The organism is Blastococcus sp. SYSU D00669, assembly GCF_054050715.1.
Genome location: NZ_JBJGZV010000005.1, coordinates 32,249 through 52,161 on the forward strand (window position 1 = coordinate 32,249; position 19,913 = coordinate 52,161).

Here is a 19,913-nt window from a genome sequence, read left to right on the forward strand (position 1 = left end):
GCCGGACGACCCGCGCCCGTCAAATCAGAGGACGGCCGGCAGGAGCAGCAGCAGGGTCGGGAGGAGCAGCAGGAGGGCGGCGCCGGCGAGCGCACCCCAGCGGGCGGCGGCCGTCAGCGGGGACGCCGGCTCGAGCAGGCGGACGACGCGGGCCCCGGTGGCGCTGCCGGTGACGGCGAGCGCACCGGTCGGCACCCCCGCCCCTCCCCCGGCGCCGCCGGCCACCGCGACGATCGCCTTCGCCAGGGTCCGTCGCGACCCGTCGGGCAGCAGCCGCAGCGCGACGTCGTCGGCCCGCATCTCGACCAGCTGCCGCACCGAGGCGTGCGCGCGGGCGGCGGCCGGCAGCACCGGCAGCGCCGCCTCCCAGGCGACGAACGGCAGCAGCAGCAGGTGGTGCCGCTCGCGCAGGTGCGCCCGCTCGTGCGCGACGACCGCGGCGAGCTGGTCGTCGTCGAGCTCCGCGACCATGCCGGAGGACAGCACGAGCAGCGGCCGGGCGCCGGGGATGCAGAACGCCACCGGCGCCGGGTGCTCGAGCAGCCGGGTGTCGGGCGAGGCGGCCGGCTGCACGACCAGCTCCAGCAGCTCGCGGTGCCGCCGGCGGGTGCGCGCGGTGCGCACCCACGACAGCACCAGGACGCCGACCAGCTCGGCGGCGAGCACGCCGGCCAGCGTCAGCGTGACCCAGTGGTCGCCGCGCACCGGGTCGACGGCGGCGTGCCCCCGTAGCACCGCCCACCCCGCCTCGGGCAGCGAGTGCCCCCAGGGCGCCAGGCCGTGCACCAGCAGCGCGCCGATGATCGACAGGCCGCCGGCCAGCCCCAGCGCCTGCCAGCAGACCAGCGCCACCAGCGGGTCGCGGCGCGGCCAGCGGGCGCGCGCGAGCAGCGCCGGCACCGGCCACGCGAGCAGCGCGGCGAGGCAGGCGAGCGCGATCGCCGTCAGGGGCAGCACGGGTCAGTCGGCGAGCAGCTCGCGCAGCAGCCTCGCCTCGTCCTCGCTCACGCTGCCGACGAAGCGGGCCAGCACCGCCTGCCGGTCGGCGGACTGCCCGAGCACCTCGTGCATGAGCTCCGCGGCGTGCTCCTCGCGGCTCGCGCGCGGCGCGAAGCGGCGGGGACGCGCGTCGTCGTGGACGACGAAGCCCTTCTGCTCGAGACGCGTGAGCACCGTGTGCACCGTGGTGAGCGCCAGCCCCCGGTCGGCCAGGGATTCGCGCAGGTCAGCGGCGGAGACGGGACCTTCGGCCACCCAGAGGCGGTCCATGATCGTGCGCTCCAGCTCTCCCAATGAGGCCAAAGGTCCCTCCCTGTTCCCGGTCTCACACGCCGATCCTCTACAGGCTGTAGAAAATTGTCTTCTACAGGGCGTAGAAAGAACATGTCGATCGTACGACAGAGGGAGACCGCACGGTGGACGTGCTCGACATCGCCCGGTGGCAGTTCGGCATCACGACCGTCTACCACTTCCTCATGGTCCCGCTGACCCTCGGCCTGGGGGTCCTGGTCGCGGTCATGCACACCATGTGGCTGCGCACCGGCAAGCCGGAGTGGCTGCGGATGACCCGGTTCTGGGGCCGCATCTACCTGATCAACTTCGCCCTGGGCGTGGCCACCGGGTTGGTCCAGGAGTTCCAGTTCGGCCTCGCGTGGAGCGAGTACTCCCGGTTCGTCGGCGACGTCTTCGGCTCGCTGCTGGCGATGGAGGCGCTGCTGGCGTTCTTCCTCGAGTCGACGTTCCTCGGTCTGTGGATCTTCGGCTGGGACCGGCTGCCCAGGAAGCTGCACCTCGGCGCGCTGTGGGCCGCGGTCGTCGGCTCGTGGATCAGCGCGTACTTCATCATCGCGGCCAACTCGTGGATGCAGCACCCGGTGGGCGTCACGCTCACCGACGAGGGCCGCCCCGAGCAGGTCGACTTCCTCGCCGTCCTGACCAACAACACCGCGCTGGCCGCCTACAGCCACGCCGTCGTGGCCTCGCTGATGGTCGCGGGCGCGCTGCTGGTCGGCATCGGGCTGTGGCACCTGCGCCGGCGCACGCTGGCCGGCCGGCCCACGACCGACGTCGACCACTCGGTGTGGCGGCGGTCGGTGCGGCTCGGCGGGTGGGTGTCGCTGGCCGCGTTCGTGCTGGTCGCGGTCACCGGCGACTGGCAGGGCAAGCTCATGTACGAGCAGCAGCCGCTGAAGATGAGCTCGGCCGAGGCGCTCTGCGAGACCGAGGCACCGGCGCCGTTCTCGGTCTTCGCCTGGGGCAAGCTCGGCTCCAACGAGTGCGACGACGTCCACTCGATCACCGTGCCGGGCCTGCTGTCCTTCCTCGCCCACGGCGACTTCTCCACCGCCGTCCCGGGCGTCAACGAGCTGCAGGAGGAGTACGCCGCGGTATACGGCGAGACCTACCCCGACGACCCGTCGTTCGGGGACAAGGCCGGCGAGCCGATCGACTACACGCCGGTCCTCGCGGTGACCTACTGGAGCTTCCGGCTGATGATCGGCATGGGCGCGGTCTCGGCCGCGGTCGCCGCCTACGCGCTCTGGGCCACCCGGAAGGGACGCGTGCCGACCTGGCGGATCGGCGTCTACGGCTCGCTGCTCGCCGTCGCCGCGCCGTTCGTGGCCAACGCGACCGGCTGGATCTTCACCGAGATGGGCCGGCAGCCGTTCGTGGTCCACCCGAACCCGGACGTGCCGGTCGGCGAGCAGGTGTACTTCTTCACCGCGCAGGCCGTCTCGCCCGGCATCAGCGCCGCCGAGGTGTGGACGTCGCTGATCACCCTCGCCGCGGTCTACGGCGTGCTCGCCGTCATCGAGCTGTTCCTGATCACCCGCTTCGTCCGGAAGGGCGCGTCGGACGACGACGCCCCGACCCCCGGTGAGCCCCGCGGGGGCACACCGGAGCAGGACGACGTCCTCTCGTTCGCGTACTGAGGAGCGCCTCCGTGGACCTGCAGACCCTCTGGTTCGTCGCCGTCGCCGTGCTCTGGACCGGCTTCCTGCTCCTCGAGGGCTTCGACATCGGCGTGGCCGCGCTGCTGCCGGTGCTCGGCCGCTCGCGGCGCGACCGGCACCTGATGCTGCGCACCATCGGCCCGGTCTGGGACGGCAACGAGGTGTGGCTGATCACCGCCGCCGGCGCGATCTTCGCCGCCTTCCCCGGCTGGTACGCCAGCTGGCTGCCGGCGCTGTACCTGCCGTTCGTGCTGGTGCTGCTCGGCCTGATCGTGCGGGCGGTCGCCTTCGAGTGGCGGCACTCCCACCACGACCCCCGCTGGGACGCGACCTGGACCCACGTCATCACGGCCGGCTCGCTGGTCGCCGGCCTCGGCGTCGGCGCCGCCCTGGGCGCGACGACGCTCGGCCTGCCGATCGACGACGCCGGCAACCGGGTCGGCGGCGCGTTCTCCGGCCTGGGCTGGTCGGCGCTGCTCGGCGCGGTGAGCGTGGCCGCCTTCGCCGTGGTGCACGGCGCCCTGTTCCTGGCGCTGAAGACCGACGGCGACGTGCGGCTGCGGGCGCGGGCGTTCGCGCTGCGCTGGTCGCCGGTCGCGGCGCTCCCCCTGCTCGCCTGGGCCGGGCTGGTGCACCTGCGGTACGGCACCCCGGTCACCGCGGTGCTCTGGGTGGGAGCCGCGCTGGCCGCCGTCGTCACCTGGACCCGGATCCGGCTGGACCGCGAGGGCCAGGCCTTCACCGGCTGGGCAGTGCTCCTGGCGGCCTCGGCGGCGACGCTGTTCGGCGCCGCCTACCCCGTGGTCATCCCCTCGACGGTCGACCCCGCGTTCGACCTGACCGTCGCCGAGGCGTCGGTCAGCGACTACACGCTGACCGTCATGACCTGGGTCGCCGCGGTCGGCCTGCCGGTGGTGCTCGCCTACCAGGCCTGGACCTACTGGGTGTTCCGCAAGCGGCTGACCGCCGAGCCGGTGCACGAGGTGCACGAGGAGGCCCTGCCCGCATGAGTTCCCGCGGACCGCGCGGCGCCCTCGCCGGCGTGCCCGGGCTGCGCGGCGCCCTGGTCCGGGCCGCCGCCGCGGCGCTGGTCTCCACCGCCGGCCTGGTCCTGCTCGCCGGCGGCCTGGCGACGGCGATCGCCCGGGTCGCCGGCCTGTCGTCCGGCGCCCCGACCACCCCGCTGGTCGTCGCGGCCGCCGGCGTCGCGCTGCGCGCGCTGGCGCAGAGCGCCGGGGAGGCGCTGGCCGCCCGCGACGCGCGCCGGTCCGAGGACGAGCTGCGCCGGGAGCTGTTCGACCGGCTGGCCGCCGGGCCGGCCGCGGTCGAGGCCGCCGGCGGCCCCGGCCCCGCCGCCGTCCTGGCCACCACCCGGCTGGGCGACCTCGGCCCCGGCCTGGCCGCCTTCCTGCCGGCGTTCGCGCAGGCGCTCGTCGTGCCGCCGGTGCTGCTGCTCGTGCTCGCCCGGGCCGACCTGCTCTCGGCCGTGGTCGTCGCGCTCACCCTGCCGCTGGTGCCGCTGTTCATGGTGCTGGTCGGCAAGCACACCCGCGACGGCACGACCGCCGCCGCCCGGGCGCTGGACCGCATCGCCGCGCACGTGGCCGAGCTGGTCCGCGGGCTGCCCGTGCTGGTGGGCCTGGGCCGCGCCGCCGACCAGGCCGCCGCCCTCGCCGAGCTGGGCGACTCCTCCCGGCGCAAGACCCTCGCCACGCTGCGGCTGGCGTTCCTCTCCGCGCTGGTGCTCGAGCTGATCGCCACCCTGTCGGTCGCGCTGGTCGCGGTGACGGTGGGCCTGCGGCTGGTGCACGGCGACCTCGCGCTCGCCGTCGGGCTGTTCGCGCTGCTGCTCGCCCCGGAGGCGTTCGCGCCGCTGCGCGCGGTCGGCGCCGCGCACCACGCGAACGAGGCCGCGACCCTCGCGGCCGCCGAGGCGCGGGCCGTGCTGGCCGCGGCGCCCGTGCCGCCGGTGGTCCGCGGCGAGGCGGACGACGACCCGCGCGGTGCCGACGTCGCGGTGTCCGGGCTGTCGGTGCGCTACCCCGGCCGTTCGGTGGCGGCCCTGCCCCCGATCGACCTCGTGGTGCGGCCGGGCGAGCTGGTCGCCGTCCGCGGGCGCAGCGGCTCGGGCAAGTCGACGCTGCTCGCCGTCCTGGCCGGGCTGACGCCGCCGGCCGCCGTCGTCACCGGGGCGGTGAGCGGTGTCGGGCCCGTGGCGTACGTGCCGCAGCACCCGCGAACCACCGGGGCCACCGTCGCCGACGAGCTGCGCCGGCACGCGGGCAGCGAGCCGGGCGCCGACGAGGTGGTGGGCGAGGCGTTCGTCGTGGAGGCGCTGGCGCGGGTGGGGGCGTCGTCGCTCGCGGGGCGGGAGTGCACCACCCTCTCCCCCGGCGAGCTGCAGCGCGTGGCGCTGGCCCGCGCGCTCGTGCGGATCCGCCGCGGCGCCCGCCTCCTGCTGCTCGACGAGCCGACCGCGCACCTGGACGAGGCCGCCGCGGCCACGGTCACCCGCGTGCTCGCCGACCTGCGCGGCACGGTGACGGCGGTGCTGGTCACCCACGACCCCGCGCTGGCCGCCCTCGCCGACCGCACCGTCACCCTCGCCGCCCCGGACGCCCCCGCCCCCTCCCCCGCTTTCGGCGCCGAAAGCGGGACCGCTTCCGGCGCGGAAAGCGGTTCCGCTTTCGGTGCGGAAAGCGGGGGGACGGCGACCGGGGAGGCGCGGACGGCGGCGGGCGGGGGGCTGCGGTGGCCGCGGCGGGCGCTGCTGAAGGCGGTCGCGGCGGGAACGCTGTCCTCCGGGGCGGGCGTCGCGCTCACCGCTGTCTCGGGCTGGCTCATCGTCCGGGCCGCGGAGATGCCGCCGATCCTCACGCTGATGGTCGCGATCGTCGGTGTGCGGGCCTTCGGCATCGGCCGGGCGGGCATGCGCTGGGTCGAGCGGATGACCGCCCACGACGCCGCGCTGCAGCTCGCCGCCGACACCCGGGTGCGCGTCTGGCGCGCCCTGGCCGCGCAGGGCGTCGCCGCCGACCGGACGCCGGGCGCCGCGCTGGCCCGCGTGGTCGGCGACGCCGGCCTGGTGCAGGACCTCTCGGTGCGCGTGGTGCCGCCGCTGCTGGTGGCGGTCACCGTCCTCGCCGGCACCGTGGGCGCGCTGGCGCTGCTCGACCCCGCGGCTGCGGGGGCGGTCGCGCTGGTCCTCGCGGTCACCGTCGCCCTCGTCGTCCTCGTGCACCGGCGGGTCGACGCCGGCGCCGCCCGCGCCGAGGCCGCGCTGGCGGTGACCGCGCTGCGCCAGACGGCCACCGTGCTCGAGGGCGCCGGCGACCTGCGCGCGCACGGGCTGGCCCGGCACACCGCGGTCGATCTCGCCGCGCTGGCCGGCCGGCAGGGCGCCGCGGCGCGCGCCGGTGCCCGGGCGGGGGCGCTGGGCACCGGCCTCGTCGTCCTCGGGTCCGGCCTCGCGGCGGTCGTCGCGGCGGCGGTCGGCGCGGGCGGTCCGCTCGACGGCCCGGGTGTCGCGGTGCTGGCGCTCGCGCCGCTGGCGCTGGCCGAGCCGCTGGCCGCCTCGGTCGCGGCGCTGCGGCGGCGGGGCGCGCTCGCCGACGCCCGCGCCCGGCTCGACGCCGTCCTCACCGCCCCGGTGCCGGCCGACCCGGCCGACCCGGTGCCCGCGCCCGCAGCGGTCCGCGAGCTCGCCGTCTCCGGGCTGACCGCCGGCTGGCCCGGCGGTCCCGACGTCCTGGCCGGGCTGGACGCCGCGGCCGGCACCGACGGCTGGCTGGTCGTCCGCGGACCGTCCGGCTCGGGCAAGTCCACGTTCCTCGCCGTCCTGCTGGCGGCGCTGGGCCCGCGAGCGGGCCGCTACGAGGTCGCGGGCGTCGACGCCGCGCGGATCGCCGGGGACGACCTGCGGGCACGGACGGCCTGGCTGCCGCAGGAGTCGCACGTGTTCGCCTCGAGCATCCGGGCGAACCTCGCCACCGCCGCCCCGCGGGGCGCCCTGGCCGGCCCGGACGGCGAGGCGCGCATGCGGGCCGCGCTGGCCGCCACGGGCCTCGGCGGCCTGCTGGCGGGCCTGCCCGAGGGCCTGGACACCCAGGTCGGGGCCGGCGGCACGGCGCTGTCGGGCGGCGAGCGGCGGCGGCTGGCCGCGGCCCGGGCGCTGCTGGCCGACCGTGACGTCGTCCTGCTCGACGAGCCCACCGCGCACCTCGACCCACCGACGGCGCGGGCGCTCGTCCGCGACCTGCGCGCGGCCCTGGCCGGGCGGGTGGTGGTCTGCGTGACCCACGACGACGACGTGGCGGAGCCCGGCGACACGGTGGTGCGCCTCGGTGCGCCCGCGGCGGTGACCGCCTGAGGCACGGGAACGGGGCGCGGGTGCGGCTCGTAGGACGGGTGTGGACGGACTCCGGTTGATCCTCAACGTCGTCTGGTTCGTGCTGACCGGGTGGTGGCTCGCGCTGGCCTACCTGCTGGCCGGGCTCCTCGCCTGCCTGCTGATCGTCACGATCCCCTTCGGCATCGCCTGCTTCCGGCTGGCCGGGTACGCCGCGATCCCGTTCGGGCGCACGACGGTGCCGGCGCCCGGTGCCGGCATCGCCTCGGCGATCGGCAACCTGCTGTGGTTCGTGCTGGTCGGCTGGTGGCTGTCGCTGCTGCACGTGCTCGCCGGCATCGCCTACTGCGTGACGATCATCGGGATCCCGTTCGGGGTCGCGCTGTTCAAGCTGGCCTTGGTCGGCCTCTTGCCGCTGGGCAAGCGCGTGGTCGACACCGAGCTGCCGTCCTCGTACTTCCGGGCCGGCACGACCGTCGGCGCCGCGCCGGCGCGCTGAGCTCCTCCGACGGGCTACCCCGCCGCCGCCGGCGCGGCCGTCACGCCGTGCCGGCTCAGGAACTCCAGGGCGGCGTCGGCGACGTCGCGCCACCCGGAGTCGGCCCCGTAGGAGTGGCCGCGACCGGGGAAGGCGCGGAACTCCGTGACGCCGGCGTTGCGCTTCGCCTGGATGCGGTGGGCGGCGCGCACCGTCGACTCCGGCACGGTGCGGTCCTCCCCCGCCGCGACCATCAGCAGCGGGCCGCGCTCGGCCCGGGTGTCCACCGCCGCCTCGCTGCGGGGCGAGAAGTTCGCCAGCCCCGCCTGGAACAGCGGCTTGGCCGGCGACGGGATCACGTGCGCCTCGTACAGCGCGTCGGACTCCTCCCGGGGGACGGCGCTGGCGAACGCCAGGTGGAAGCTGTCCGGCGAGTGCATCCAGGTCCGGTGCAGCAGCCAGGGCCGTGACAGCACCGGCAGCGCGTTGCGCAGCTGCACCGGCGGCAGGCCGAGCACGCCCTTGAACTGGGCCGGCGACAGCGCGACGCACGCCCGCGCGAACCCCATCGCGTGCAGCCGCTGGGCCACCAGCCCGCCGAAGGAGTGCCCGACGACCACCGGTGGCGACGGCAGCTCGGAGATGAAGGCCGAGTAGGAGTCGGTCACCGCGGCGATGCCGACGTCGGCCACCGCCCCGGGGTCGGCCCGGGTCTCGGCGGCCGTCGCGGCGTCGCCGGGCCAGCCGGGCGCGTGCGCGTCGAACCCGCGCTCGGTGAACAGCTCCACCCACGGCGCCCAGCTGCTCGAGTGCAGCCACAGTCCGTGCACGAAGACGACGGGGACGCGGTCGGGCTCGGCCACGCAGCACCTCCGGGAGGCGGGGATCGGCGACGGCGACGCTAGGGCGGCGCCGCCGGCCGCGGTGGTCCCTGCGCGCCATGCTCCGGGCCCTGCCTGCCCGTGCCTCGCGCCGGCGGGGGCTTTACAAGGTGGAACCGCTCCCACCACGATCGACGCCGAGGCAGCGTCGCCGACCAGAGCTTCTGCGGAGGGAGCCCCGTGGCCACGCTGTTCGACACCGCCGCACTGGCGCCCGCCGACCGGCGCCCCGCCTTCGCCGCGGCGATGACCGAGGCGACGATGCCCTCCCGCGTCGACGTGCACGACGCCGAGCGGCCGTGGTCGGCGCGGATGGACGGCTGGGACCTCGATGGGCTCGCCGTGCTGCGCGCCGAGGTGACCGGTGGGCTCTCCCTGGTCCGTCCGCCGCGGCTGCTCCGGAGCGGCGAGGTGGAGGTGCTCTCGGTCTCGGTGCAGGAACGGGGCACCGGCCGGCAGGACCAGTTCGACGAGCAGCGCACCGTGCCGGCGGGCGGGCTCGCGACGACCGAGCTGACCGCGCCGTACGAGTTCCGGTGGACCGGCCACGGCGCCGGCCGCGCGCTGCACGTCCCGGTGAGCCGGCTGGGGCTGCCCGTGGACACCGTCCGGGCGGCGGCACCGGCCATCGGGCGCAGCGCCATGTACGACCTCGTCCGCGTGCACGTGGACCAGGTGACCCGGGACGCGGCCCGCCTGGAGGGCGACCCGCTGGTCGGCAGCCTCGCCGCGGCCACCGTCGACCTGGTGCGGGCGCTGCTCGCCTCGGCGTCCGGTGGTCGGCGCGGCGCCCGCGACGCGCTCGCCGACACCCTGCTGACCCGGGTCCGGGCCTACGTGCGCCAGCACCTCGGGGACGTCGACCTCGGGCCCGAGCGGATCGCCCGGGAGCACGCCATCTCCACCCGCTACCTGTACCGGCTCTGCCGGGCGGCCGGCCTGAGCCTCGAGCAGTGGATCATCGAGCAGCGGCTGGCCGGCGCCCGCGCGGAGCTGGCCGACCCCGCCGCCGAGCACCGGTCGATCGCCATGGTCGCCCGGCGGTGGGGGTTCGCCGACCCGTCGCACTTCAGCCGGCGGTTCCGCGACGCCTACGGGCTGAGCCCGCGGGACTGGCGCGGCGCCGGCAGCCGGTGAGCGGTCAGCGGCCGCCGCGGTAGCGCACCAGCGCCCCGGCGCCCCGGGTCCGCGCGGCGGCCAGCGACAGCTGCGCCCGGCGGCGCACCTCGGCCGCCTGCAGGCCGGGCTCCAGCGCCGCGAGACCGGCGGCGGCCGCCACCCCGGTGACGACGCCGCCGACGGCACCCACGAGCCGGCGCACCGCGACCTCGGCGCCGTCCGGACCCCCCGCGATCAGGACGGCGAACTCCGCGGCACCCTCGCGGGCCAGCCGGTCGTCCCCCCGGACGCCGCCGGCGAGCAGGGCGGTCACCGCGCGCATGGTGGCCGGGGCGGTCGGCCAGCCGTCGTCGCGGCGCAGCAGACCGACGACGGCGAGGGTGGCCGGCGGCGCGGTGAGGTCGGCGAGCGCGTCCCCGAGCCGGTCGAGCAGGGCGGCGGGGCCGGGCAGCAGGCCGTCCGCGGCGGACGGCTCGCGGCGGAGGACGTCGGGCCCGACGGTGGGCAGGATCGTGGACACGGGTTGCGGATCGGCCCGTTCCCGCCACCGGAGCAGCCGAACCCGGGGAACCCACCCCAGGGGGTGTGCAGGTGTGTCAGCCGGCGGCGGGCACGTCGACGGCGATCTCGTCGCCCAGGGTGGCGCCCAGCTGCAGCTCCAGGTCGTCGCCGGACCAGAACTTGCCCGGGTCGTACCAGTTGCGCGGCCGCTCGGCCGGCAGCAGCCCCATCGCGGTGTAGGTGGCCGCCACGAGCTCGGCGCAGTAGACGGCCTCGGTGGTGGTCCGGCGCCGCAGCCGGCCGTTGATCCAGCCCGCCGCCAGCCCGCGGGTGGTGGGGAACGGCTTGCCGTCCAGCCGGGCGACGGTGCGCAGCACGGCGTCCTCCATCTCGGAGGTGACGCCGCCGTCGTCGGCCGGTCCGACCAGCTGGCGCAGCCAGGCGCGCTGCCCGTACCGGCGCCGCCAGGTGAGGACGGCGTCGCGCAGGTCGTGCAGCTGGACCCCGCGGTGGTGGTCGCCGGTCCACGCGTCGGGCAGCGACCGCCCCAGCTCGGCGTGCCAGAGCAGCGGCGGCAGGTCGTCGAGGACGACGGCCATGCCCACGTGGTTGACCGGCGCGTTGGTCACCGCCTGGATGACCCGGTCGGCGGGCGAGCCGCCGCGGAAGATCCAGACGTCGCCGGTGCGGGTCAGGTCGACGGCCTCGTCGAGCGGCAGGGCGCGGCGGGCGGGCACGGCGCTAACTTACGGACGTGCGCCTGTGGAAGCTGCTCGGACTGGCCGGCCTCGCCGGGGTGGCGGCCACCGGCGCCGTCCTCGCTCGCAACGAGCGGCAGCGGCGGTCCTGCACGCCCGACGACGTCCGCGCGCGGCTGCGCGAGCGGCACGCCGCGCTGGGGGCCGAGCCGGAGCCGCCCACGGCCGAGGAGCTGTCCGCCGGCCGCACCCACCGGCTGGCCCGGTTGCTGCGCCGGTCCTGAGCCACGACCCGCGTTTACCGGTTCGGGCGGGCGCGCATCGAACTCCCCATGCCTGCTGGTGACGAGGAGCAGCGTGGCGCCCCGATCGGCTTCCGGGACCGGTCGGGGGACCGGTCGGCGGCGGAGAGCCTGGGCGAGGCGCTGCTCGGCTCGCTGCTGGACCGGGCGCACCTCATCCCGCCCCGTCTCGTCGGGCCGCTGGTGGCACAGGAGGTGGGGGCCGCGGGTGGGGACGACGTCGCGATCCACCTGCAGGACCACGACCAGGTCAGCCTGCAGCCGCTGGAGGGGCGGGGCATGGCGGGGCGTCGGGTGCCGATCCACGAGTCCCCGGAGGGACGGGCGTTCAGCACCGACGAGCTGGTCGAGGCGGAGCTGCCCGACGGACGGCGGCGGCTGCACCTGCCGATGCTCGACGGCTCCGATCGGGTCGGCGTCCTCTCGGTCACGCTGCCGGCCGTCTCCGACGGCGACCGGCGGCTGGCCCAGCGCCTCGCCGGGCTGGTGGCCGACCTGGTGGTCACCAAGTCCGCCTACACGGACGCCTTCGAGCTGACCCGTGCCACCCGGCCGATGACCCTGTCCGCCCGCCTGCAGCGCGACACCCTGCCGCCGCTGGCCATGACCACGCCCGACGTCGACCTGGCCGGCATCCTCGAGCCCGCGTACGAGGTGGGCGGCGACAGCTTCGACTACGCCCTCGACGAGCACCTGCTGCACGTCGCCGTCTTCGACGCGATGGGTCACGGCCTGGAGGCCGCCACGATGGCGACCGTCGTCATCGCCGCGTACCGGCACGGCCGGCAGTCCGGCGCCGAGCTGACCGAGATCTACGAGCGCATGGACCACGCGGTGGCCGCCACCTTCCCGGGCAGGTTCGCCACCGCGCAGATCGGCCGGCTGGACACCGCCGGCGGGGAGCTGAGCTGGGTGAACGCCGGCCACCCGGCTCCGCTGCACGTGCGTGGCGGCCGGGTGGTCGGCGAGCTGACCGGGCCGATCACCCGGCCGGTCGGGCTCGCCGACGGGCGGCCGGCGCGGGTGCAGACCGCCCGGCTGGAGCCGGCGGACCGGGTCCTCTTCTTCACCGACGGCGTGGTCGAGGAGCGCGTCGCGGGCGAGCAGTTCGGCGAGGCCCGGCTGCGCGAGGTGATCGAGGAGACCACCGCCGAGGGACTGGCCGCGGCCGAGACGGTGCGCCGGCTCTCGCACGCGCTCATGGCCGCGCGGCGGGGCGCACCAGCGACGACGCGTCGCTCCTGCTGGTCGAGTGGAAGCGCCCGCCCCGCGACGACGAGCTGGCGCCCGACATCCCCGAGGCGAAGCCGGAGAGCCGCTAGGGCGTGAGCGCGGACTCGTCCTTGAGCGCCACCCCGGAGGCGCCGAGCCGGCGGGCGGCGGTGAGCAGCGCGGCGACGGTGTCGGCGGCCTGCGCGTACGAGAGCCCGTGCGGCGGGCGGATGTTGGAGACGCAGTTGCGCTCGGCGTCCACCCGGCCGGGCCGCGGGTCCCAGGTCAGGTACGCGCCGAGGGAGTCGGCGGCCGACAGCCCGGGCCGCTCCCCGACCAGCACCACCACCGCGCGCACGCCGAGCGCCGCGCCGATCGCGTCGCCCAGCGCCACCCGCGCCTGGTGCGCCAGCACGACCGGTGCCACCGACCAGCCCGGCAGCCGCGCGAGCAGCGCGGTGGTGACGCCCGCGGCGTGCTCGTGCACCGCGCGCGGCGAGAGCCCGTCGGCGACGACGACGGCCAGGTCGGCGTCGGTCCGGTCCAGCGACGTGCCCTCGGCGAGCCGCCGGCCGAGGTCGGGGCGCTGCAGGTAGGTGGCCCGGTCGGGGGCGGCCGAGCGCACCTCAAGCACCTCGTCGAGGGCCACCTGCCGCCGGTCGAGCGGCGCGTGGACGGCGTCGCGGGCCGCGGCGTGCGCGGCGCGGAACTCCAGCTCCCGCGCCGTCGGCAGGGCGTCGCCGGCCCGGCCGAGGGCCACCCGGGCCCGGGTGGCCGACCGCAGCACGGCCCAGGCGTCCGGCACCGCGTCGCTCACCGGGAGGCCGCCGCGAGCAGCGCGCGGGCCGCCGGCGCGTCGGGGGCGAGCGAGCGCACCCGGCCGGCGTCGTCGAGCAGGTCCATCCGCGCCAGCCAGGCCTCGAACTCCGGCGCCGGCCGCAGGCCGAGCACCTGCCGGGTGGTGAGGACGTCGGAGAAGGACAGCGACTGGTAGTGCAGCATCACGTCGTCGGCCCCGGGGACGGCGATGAGGAACGTGCAGCCCGCCGCGCCGAGCAGCAGCATCAGCGCGTCGGTGTCGTCGCCGTCCACCTCGGCATGGTTGGTGTAGCAGACGTCGACGCCCATGGGCAGGCCGAGCAGCTTGCCGCAGAAGTGGTCCTCCAGCCCGGCGCGCAGCACCTGCTTGCCGTCGTAGAGGTACTCCGGGCCGATGAAGCCGACGACGGTGTTCACCAGCAGCGGCTCGAAGTGCCGCGCGACGGCGTAGGCGCGGGCCTCGAGGGTCTGCTGGTCGACCGGGACGCCGTCCACCCTGCGGTGCGCGTCGGCCGACAGCGCCGAGCCCTGCCCGGTCTCGAAGTACATGACGTTGCGCCCGGCCGTCCCGCGGCCGAGCGCCAGCGCGCCGGCCCGCGCCTCGGCGAGCAGGTCGAGCGTGACGCCGAACGAGCGGTTGCCCGCCTGCGTGCCGGCCACCGACTGGAACACCAGGTCGACCGGCGCGCCCTGCTCGAGCGCGCGCAGCGTCGTTGTGACGTGGGCGAGCACGCACGACTGCGTGGGGATGCTGTACCGGTCGATGACCTCGTCGAGCAGGTGCAGCAGGGCCACGGTGCGCGCCGGGGAGTCGGTGGCCGGGTTGATGCCGATGACGGCGTCACCGCAGCCGTGCAGCAGGCCGTCGACCACCGACGCGGTGACCTCCAGCGGGTCGTCGGTCGGCGAGTTCGGCTGCAGCCGCGACGCCAGCCGGCCCGGCAGGCCGAGCGTGCTCCGCAGCCCGGTCGCGACCCGGGTCCGCCGGGCGACGGCGACCAGGTCGGCGTTGCGCATCAGCTTCGACGTCGCCGCCACCATCTCGGGGGTCAGCCCGCGGGCCAGCCCGCCGATCGACGCCTCGTCGCCGTCGGCCGCCCACTGCAGCAGCCGGTCGCGGAACTCCCCGACCGTCAGCGACGCCACCGGCGCGAAGGCGGCGGCGTCGTGGGTGTCGAGGACCAGCCGCGTGACGTCGTCCTCGTCGTAGCCGACGACCTGCTCCTCGAGGAAGGTCGCCAGCGGCAGGTCGGCGAGCACGGCCTGCGCGGCCACCCGCTGCGCCGCCGACTCCGCCGCGACGCCGGCGAGGACGTCGCCGGACCGCGGCGGCGTGGCCTTGGCCAGCAGGTCGGCCAGCGAGCCGAACTCGTACGTGTGCCCGGCCAGCGAGCCGCGGCGGACGGTCATGCCGGGCAGTGAACCAGGATCAGTCGGGCACGAGGGTGGTGAGCTCGCGCACGTACACGCCGGTGCCGTGCCCGAAGCCGGACACCGCCGGCTGCAGGCGCCCGACCCCGGCGACGGCCCGGTCGAGGAGGGTGCGCGGCCGCGGCAGCCGGACCCGCTCGCCGGACACGGTGAGCACCAGGACGCCGGCCACCACCGCGAGGACGGCCACCGAGCCGACCGCCACCGGCAGGCCGGCGGACTCGGCGAGCAGCCCGATCACCGGCGGGCCGCCCAGCAGGCCGGTGTAGCCGACGGTGGTGGACAGGGCGATGCCCCGGGCGCCGCCGAGCAGCCCGGCGCGGGCGACGGCCAGCGGGAACACGTTGGCCAGCCCGAGCCCGACCAGCACGAAGCCGGCGAGCGCCACGGTCAGGGACGACGTCGTCACCGCGGCGAGGGCACCGGTCGCGGCGAGCAGCGTGCCGCCGACCAGCAGCCACCGCTCCCCCACCGCCTGCAGCAGCCGGCCGCCGGCGAGCCGGCCCGCGGCCATGGCCAGGGAGAACCCGGCGTACCCCGCCGCGGCGACGGTCGCCGGGGCGGCGAGCTCCTCGCGCAGCAGCAGCGCGCCCCAGTCGGTGAGCGCGCCCTCGCCGAACGCGGTGCAGCCGGCGATGGCGCCCAGCACGACGAGGACGGCGGTAGGCCGACGGCGCGGGCCGTCGGCGCCGTCCGGCGCGTCCGGCGCCGCGGTGGACCGCGGGGCGCCGACGAGGGCCGGCAGCGCCCACGCGCTGACGAACAGGCCGGCGGCGGCGACCAGCGCGAGGTGCGCGGTCACCCCGAGCAGGGAGGAGACGCCGCCGCCGAGCAGCGCGCCGGCCAGCCCGCCGAGGCTGAAGCCGGCGTGCAGGCCCGACAGGATCGGCCGGCCGACGCGGGCCTCCACCTCCACGCCGACGGAGTTGGCGGCGACGTTGACCATGCCGGTCGCGGCGCCGAACGCGAACAGCGCCGCGCACAGCCCGGGGACGCCGGCCACCAGACCGGGCAGGACCGCACCGGCGGAGACGGCGACCGCGGCCACCGCGGCCACCCGCCCGGCGCCGAACCGGGCGCACCACGCACCCGTGACGCGCATGCACACCAGCGCACCGAGCGAGAGGCACAGCAGCGCGATGCCGAGCGTCCGGTGGCCGGCGCCGACCCCGGCGGCCACGTCGGGGACGCGCGCGGCCCAGCTGCCGAAGACGGCGCCGTCGAGCACGAAGAGGGCGGTGACGGCCGCGCGCAGCCGCGACGTCGAGGGCTCCGGCGCGCGCGAGGCGGTCGAGCGGAGCAGGTCCGCGACCGGGACGCGGGCGCGCGCCAGCGAGGGAGGAGTCGTCATGGGAGTTCGTCTCTCGGGAGGGCGAGGGGCAGGGAAGAGCACACGACCTCGGGCACCCGTTCCTCTCCACGGTGCCCCGGCTCCCGGCGCTCATGCCGCTCCTCGCCCGGGAATCCGGCGTGAGACGAACCACCGTCGTGCCACAGGAGCCGTCACCGTCCACGGCGGCAGCGGCTCCTGTGGCGGCGCTCTCACGCGGACGGCGTCCCGACGGGGTCGCGGCCGGCGAGGCCGAGCGCCCGCGCGAAGGCGGGGGCGTCGGCGGGCACGGGCACCTCGGCGCCGAACCACCCACCGTCGCGGCCCGTCGCCGCGATCCCCTCCACGGCGGTGAGCGCGGTCCGGCCGAGCTCCTCGGGGACGTCGTAGGGCGCGCCCACCGCCCGGGCGACGTCCCAGCCGTGGACGGCGAACTCGGCGAGCATCATCGGCCCGACGACGGCGGCCGGCATCGGCGACGTCCCCATCACCGTCTCCCCCTCCCAGGCGCCCGGCTCCCCCCAGGCGTCGGCGGCGGCGCGCAGCTGCTGCGCCACGGCGGGCGCCCAGTCCCGCGGCGGCAGGCCGGCGAGGAACGGCGGCGGCCCGGCGCTGCTCCAGTCGCGCTCGAGCGGTTCCCGGCGGGCCGCGTGCAGCGACAGCAGCGCTCCCCAGGCGAGGTGCTCGGCGAGGGCCCGGACGTCGAAGTCGGCGCACGGCGTCGGTGCGGTCCAGCGGTCGGCCGGGACGGCGGCGACGGCGGACGCGGCCAGCTCGGCAGCGGTGCGGACCTGCAGGGCTTCGGGCTTCGCGGTCGTGTTCGTCATGCCGCCAGCCCACTCCAGGGGTGGCCGCGGGTCTTGAAGATCCGCGACAGAATCGGCCGGTGCCCGTCGACGAACCGCCCGGCGACGACCGCGGCATCCTGCACCCGCGCACCGCGGAGGCGGCGTTCGACGTCGGCCGGCACGCGCCGTCACCCCGGCTGGCCGCCTTCGTCTCCTACCTCTGGACGGTCGAGTGGGCGCTGCCGCCCGGGCGGACGCACCGGCAGCGGGTCCTGCCCAACCCGTCGGTGCACCTGTCGTTCGAGCCCGACCGCGCCCGGGTGACCGGCCCGCTGCGCCGGTCGGACTCCGGCTACGAGCTGACCGGCCGCGGCCGGGTGGTGGGGGTGCGGTTCCGGCCCGGCGGGGCGCGGCCGTGGCTGCCGGGTCCGGTGTCGGCGCTGACCGACACCGAGGTGCCGGTGGGCACGATGGCCGACCTCGACGCCGACGCCGTCCGGGCGCAGGTGGCGGCGGCGCCCTCCGCGGCCGCGGCCGCCGGGATCGTGGACGCCGTCCTCGCCCCTCTGTGCCCGGAGCCCGACCCGGCCGTCGACCGCGCCGACGGGCTGGTCGCCCTGGTCGACGCCCAGCCGGCGATCCGCCGGGTCGAGGACCTCGCCGCCCGGCTGGCGACGACGCCGCGCAGCCTGCAGCGGTTCTGCGCCGAGTGGATCGGGGTCGGGCCGAAGGAGCTGGTGCGATGGGCGCGGCTGCACGAGGCCGCCGGCCGCGCCGCCGCCGGCCCGGTGGACTGGGCGGCGCTGGCCGTCGAGCTGGGCTACGCCGACCAGGCGCACCTGGTGCGGGACTTCACCCGCGTGGTCGGCGAGCCGCCCGCCCGGTACGCCCGCGCGGAGGCGTCCGGCTGACGCTGCGCCGCCGAGAAGGCGATCCGTGCACGGCGGTTCGGCGTGTCCGCGCGTGTCCCGTGCACGGGGTGCCTTCTCGGCCCGGAGGCCGGGCCTCAGATGCCGCGCCAGGGACCCCGGGTGGCGTTGGTCGCCGGCCGCGACTCGAAGACATTGCCCTCGGTGGGGCCGGTCTCGTCGCGGGAGACGGCGAACGTGCGCAGCATCGGCCCGACCAGGGCGTCGTACACCCCGGGGAAGAGCCGGAAGCCGGCGATGACCAGCGGGTTCAGCGGCCCGGCGTGCACCATGCGGCGCGGCCGGCCGAGAACGCGCGCGATGCGCTTCGCGATGCGCTCGGGCGAGTAGACCGGGATCGGTGGACGGCCGGTGCGGCCCATGTAGGACGCGCCCTGGTAGTAGATCGGCGTGCTGACGCCGCCGCAGGCGACCGCGGAGACCTTGATCGCCGGCACGTCGCGGACCTCCTGCTGCAGCACCCGCACCAGCCCCATCTGGCCCCACTTCGCCGCGATGTAGCTGCCCATCAGCGGGGTGGCGACCGACGCGAGCAGCGAGCTGACGACGACGAGGTGGCCGGCGCCCTGCCGGCGGAACACCGGCAGCGCCGCCCGGCCCACGTTGGCAGTGCCGTGCAGGGCGGTGTCCACCACGCGGTCGAAGACCTCCGCGGGCACGTCCTCGACCCGGCCGTACGCCATCACCTGCGCCGAGTGCACGATGACGTCGAGCCGGCCGAACCGCTCGACCGCGGCGTCGACCGCCGCGCGGACGGCGCCGGCGTCGGTGACGTCGGCGGGGTGGACGACGGCCGCGGCGGCACCGGCCGCGCGCGCCTCCTCCGCCGCCGCCTCGAGGGACTCACGGCCGCGGGCGACCAGGACGACCGACGCCCCGCTCGCGGCGAAGCGGCGGGCGGTCGCGCGCCCGATCCCGCTCGAGGCGCCGGTGATCAGCACGGTCTGGGGCGAGGGGGGCATGCGGGAACTCCGGTGGCTCGGGAAGGGTTGTGCACGACCTACCCGTCGGCCCCGGATCCATGCAGCCGCTCGAGCAGCCAGCGCGGGCCGGCGACCGGGGTGCCCGCCGGCAGGCGGGCCCGCAGTCCGCGATCCGCGGTGACCACCAGCGGCGGGTCCCCGGCGCCGGCCAGCGCGGCCGCCCGCGCCGCCAGGGCGTCGTCCCCGCTGCCGGGCGCCCGGACGACGTCGACGCCGTCCGGTGCCGCCACGTCCCGCGCCTGCCCCTCCACGACGACCACCACCCCGGTGACCTGAAGCGGGGCGCCGTCCGGGCCGGTCGTCGACGTGCCCGGGAGCGCGGCCAGCCGGGCGAGCAGCCGTGCGGTCGCGCCCGCCCGGTCCCGCCACCAGCCGTCCGGCCGCGAGCCGACCACGTTCGCCGCGTCGACCAGGACGACGGTCACCGCGTCCCCCGATCGGGCGACGGGCGGCGCCGTTTCCGCGCCCCGGCCTGCGGGAATTCCCAGTCCGACCTGCGACGGAGGAGGCCGGGCATGGCGATCCACGAGGACCGCGACGGGACCACCACGACCGAAGGGTCGCACGCGACCCGCGGCACGGCCCGCGACGCGGTCGCCGCCCAGCGGGCGCGCTTCGGCGGCATCAAGTGGGGGGCGGCGTTCTTCGGCTGGCTGTCGGCCAACGGGCTCGCCGTCGTCCTGATCGCCCTGCTGTCGGCCGCCGGCGTCGCGATCGGCCTCACCAACGGCGTCGACACCGCCGACGAGGCCGCCGCGCAGGCCGACACCCTCGGCCTGGCCGGCGGGATCGGCGTCCTCGTCGTCCTCTTCCTCGCCTACCTCGCCGGCGGCTACGTCGCCGGGCGGATGGCCCGCTTCGACGGCGTCCGCCAGGGGCTGGCCGTGTGGCTGATCGGGCTGCTCGTCGTGGTGCTGCTCGCGCTCGCCGGGGTGGCGCTCGGCGCCGAGTACAACGTGCTGCAGCAGCTGAACCTGCCGCGCATCCCGGTCGACGAGGGCACCGCCACCACCGCCGGCATCATCACCCTGGTCGCGATCCTCGTGGTCACGCTGGTCGGCGCGGTCCTGGGCGGCAAGCTCGGCGACCGCTACCACCGGCGGATCGACCGCGCCGGTTTCGTCCTCTGAGCGTCACCCC

The 19,913-nt window shown here is 77.1% G+C and carries 20 protein-coding genes; 9 read left to right on the top strand and 11 right to left on the bottom strand.

Annotated features, from left to right (window positions below):
* Window positions 1-24: 24 nt before the first annotated feature.
* Window positions 25-957, bottom strand: coding sequence for a M48 family metalloprotease (locus ACI8AF_RS05580; protein ID WP_456538683.1), 933 nt, complete (start codon window positions 955-957; stop codon window positions 25-27).
* 3 nt (window positions 958-960) lie between these two features.
* Entirely contained in the window at window positions 961-1,302 is a 342-nt protein-coding gene (locus ACI8AF_RS05585) for a BlaI/MecI/CopY family transcriptional regulator (RefSeq protein WP_456538684.1), read from the bottom strand.
* Between the two features lie 113 nt (window positions 1,303-1,415).
* Here ACI8AF_RS05585 and ACI8AF_RS05590 point away from each other — a divergent pair, with 113 nt between their 5' ends.
* From ACI8AF_RS05590 to ACI8AF_RS05605, 4 genes are read left to right on the top strand one after another with little or no spacing between them, the layout of a single operon-like run.
* Window positions 1,416-2,933 (top strand): cytochrome ubiquinol oxidase subunit I, encoded by a 1,518-nt coding sequence (locus ACI8AF_RS05590; protein ID WP_456538685.1) that lies wholly within the window; start codon window positions 1,416-1,418, stop codon window positions 2,931-2,933.
* A gap of 11 nt (window positions 2,934-2,944) precedes the next feature.
* Window positions 2,945-3,964, top strand: a complete 1,020-nt coding sequence (cydB, locus tag ACI8AF_RS05595) for a cytochrome d ubiquinol oxidase subunit II (protein WP_456538686.1) — start codon at window positions 2,945-2,947, stop codon at window positions 3,962-3,964.
* On the top strand, window positions 3,961-7,323 hold the full coding sequence (gene cydC / locus ACI8AF_RS05600) for a thiol reductant ABC exporter subunit CydC (protein ID WP_456538687.1): 3,363 nt from the start codon (window positions 3,961-3,963) through the stop codon (window positions 7,321-7,323). Before cydB ends, cydC begins: the two co-directional genes overlap by 4 nt.
* 40 nt (window positions 7,324-7,363) lie before the next feature.
* Window positions 7,364-7,801 (top strand): YccF domain-containing protein, encoded by a 438-nt coding sequence (locus ACI8AF_RS05605; protein ID WP_456538688.1) that lies wholly within the window; start codon window positions 7,364-7,366, stop codon window positions 7,799-7,801.
* A gap of 14 nt (window positions 7,802-7,815) precedes the next feature.
* On the opposite strand, the gene ACI8AF_RS05610 is transcribed toward ACI8AF_RS05605, so the two are convergent.
* Window positions 7,816-8,643, bottom strand: coding sequence for an alpha/beta hydrolase (locus ACI8AF_RS05610; protein ID WP_456538689.1), 828 nt, complete (start codon window positions 8,641-8,643; stop codon window positions 7,816-7,818).
* Window positions 8,644-8,841: 198 nt separating this feature from the next.
* On the opposite strand from ACI8AF_RS05610, the gene ACI8AF_RS05615 reads away from it, so the two are divergent.
* Window positions 8,842-9,798, top strand: coding sequence for a helix-turn-helix domain-containing protein (locus ACI8AF_RS05615; RefSeq protein WP_456538690.1), 957 nt, complete (start codon window positions 8,842-8,844; stop codon window positions 9,796-9,798).
* A gap of 4 nt (window positions 9,799-9,802) precedes the next feature.
* On the opposite strand, the gene ACI8AF_RS05620 is transcribed toward ACI8AF_RS05615, so the two are convergent.
* Both ACI8AF_RS05620 and ACI8AF_RS05625 read right to left on the bottom strand, forming a co-directional pair.
* Window positions 9,803-10,300, bottom strand: coding sequence for a hypothetical protein (locus ACI8AF_RS05620; protein WP_456538691.1), 498 nt, complete (start codon window positions 10,298-10,300; stop codon window positions 9,803-9,805).
* Between the two features lie 76 nt (window positions 10,301-10,376).
* Window positions 10,377-11,018 carry a hypothetical protein gene (locus tag ACI8AF_RS05625; protein ID WP_456538692.1) on the bottom strand — a complete coding sequence of 214 codons (642 nt, stop codon included), beginning with the start codon at window positions 11,016-11,018 and terminating at the stop codon, window positions 10,377-10,379.
* Window positions 11,019-11,035: 17 nt separating this feature from the next.
* On the opposite strand from ACI8AF_RS05625, the gene ACI8AF_RS05630 reads away from it, so the two are divergent.
* Together ACI8AF_RS05630 and ACI8AF_RS05635 are read left to right on the top strand one after the other, a co-directional pair.
* Window positions 11,036-11,263 (top strand): hypothetical protein, encoded by a 228-nt coding sequence (locus ACI8AF_RS05630; protein WP_456538693.1) that lies wholly within the window; start codon window positions 11,036-11,038, stop codon window positions 11,261-11,263.
* A 48-nt stretch (window positions 11,264-11,311) separates the two neighbouring features.
* A complete protein-coding gene (locus tag ACI8AF_RS05635; RefSeq protein ID WP_456538694.1) occupies window positions 11,312-12,610 on the top strand; it encodes a PP2C family protein-serine/threonine phosphatase in 1,299 nt (432 codons plus the stop codon).
* Here the strand turns inward: ACI8AF_RS05635 and eutC are convergent.
* From eutC to ACI8AF_RS05655, 4 genes are all read right to left on the bottom strand, one after another.
* Window positions 12,600-13,310 (bottom strand): ethanolamine ammonia-lyase subunit EutC, encoded by a 711-nt coding sequence (gene eutC, locus ACI8AF_RS05640; RefSeq protein WP_456538695.1) that lies wholly within the window; start codon window positions 13,308-13,310, stop codon window positions 12,600-12,602. The genes ACI8AF_RS05635 and eutC overlap by 11 nt on opposite strands.
* Window positions 13,307-14,722 carry an ethanolamine ammonia-lyase subunit EutB gene (locus ACI8AF_RS05645; RefSeq protein ID WP_456538696.1) on the bottom strand — a complete coding sequence of 472 codons (1,416 nt, stop codon included), beginning with the start codon at window positions 14,720-14,722 and terminating at the stop codon, window positions 13,307-13,309. Before ACI8AF_RS05645 ends, eutC begins: the two co-directional genes overlap by 4 nt.
* A gap of 19 nt (window positions 14,723-14,741) precedes the next feature.
* Window positions 14,742-16,094 carry an MFS transporter gene (locus ACI8AF_RS05650; RefSeq protein WP_456538697.1) on the bottom strand — a complete coding sequence of 451 codons (1,353 nt, stop codon included), beginning with the start codon at window positions 16,092-16,094 and terminating at the stop codon, window positions 14,742-14,744.
* A 191-nt stretch (window positions 16,095-16,285) separates the two neighbouring features.
* A complete protein-coding gene (locus tag ACI8AF_RS05655; RefSeq protein WP_456538698.1) occupies window positions 16,286-16,900 on the bottom strand; it encodes a TIGR03086 family metal-binding protein in 615 nt (204 codons plus the stop codon).
* A 59-nt stretch (window positions 16,901-16,959) separates the two neighbouring features.
* On the opposite strand from ACI8AF_RS05655, the gene ACI8AF_RS05660 reads away from it, so the two are divergent.
* Entirely contained in the window at window positions 16,960-17,772 is an 813-nt protein-coding gene (locus ACI8AF_RS05660; RefSeq protein WP_456538699.1) for an AraC family transcriptional regulator, read from the top strand.
* Between the two features lie 95 nt (window positions 17,773-17,867).
* On the opposite strand, the gene ACI8AF_RS05665 is transcribed toward ACI8AF_RS05660, so the two are convergent.
* Entirely contained in the window at window positions 17,868-18,752 is an 885-nt protein-coding gene (locus tag ACI8AF_RS05665; RefSeq protein WP_456538700.1) for an SDR family NAD(P)-dependent oxidoreductase, read from the bottom strand.
* Between the two features lie 38 nt (window positions 18,753-18,790).
* The gene (locus tag ACI8AF_RS05670; RefSeq protein WP_456538701.1) at window positions 18,791-19,198 is read right to left on the bottom strand and encodes a hypothetical protein; all 408 of its coding nucleotides are present in this window, start codon (window positions 19,196-19,198) and stop codon (window positions 18,791-18,793) included.
* Between the two features lie 90 nt (window positions 19,199-19,288).
* Here ACI8AF_RS05670 and ACI8AF_RS05675 point away from each other — a divergent pair, with 90 nt between their 5' ends.
* Entirely contained in the window at window positions 19,289-19,903 is a 615-nt protein-coding gene (locus tag ACI8AF_RS05675) for a hypothetical protein (protein ID WP_456538702.1), read from the top strand.
* Window positions 19,904-19,913: the final 10 nt, after the last annotated feature.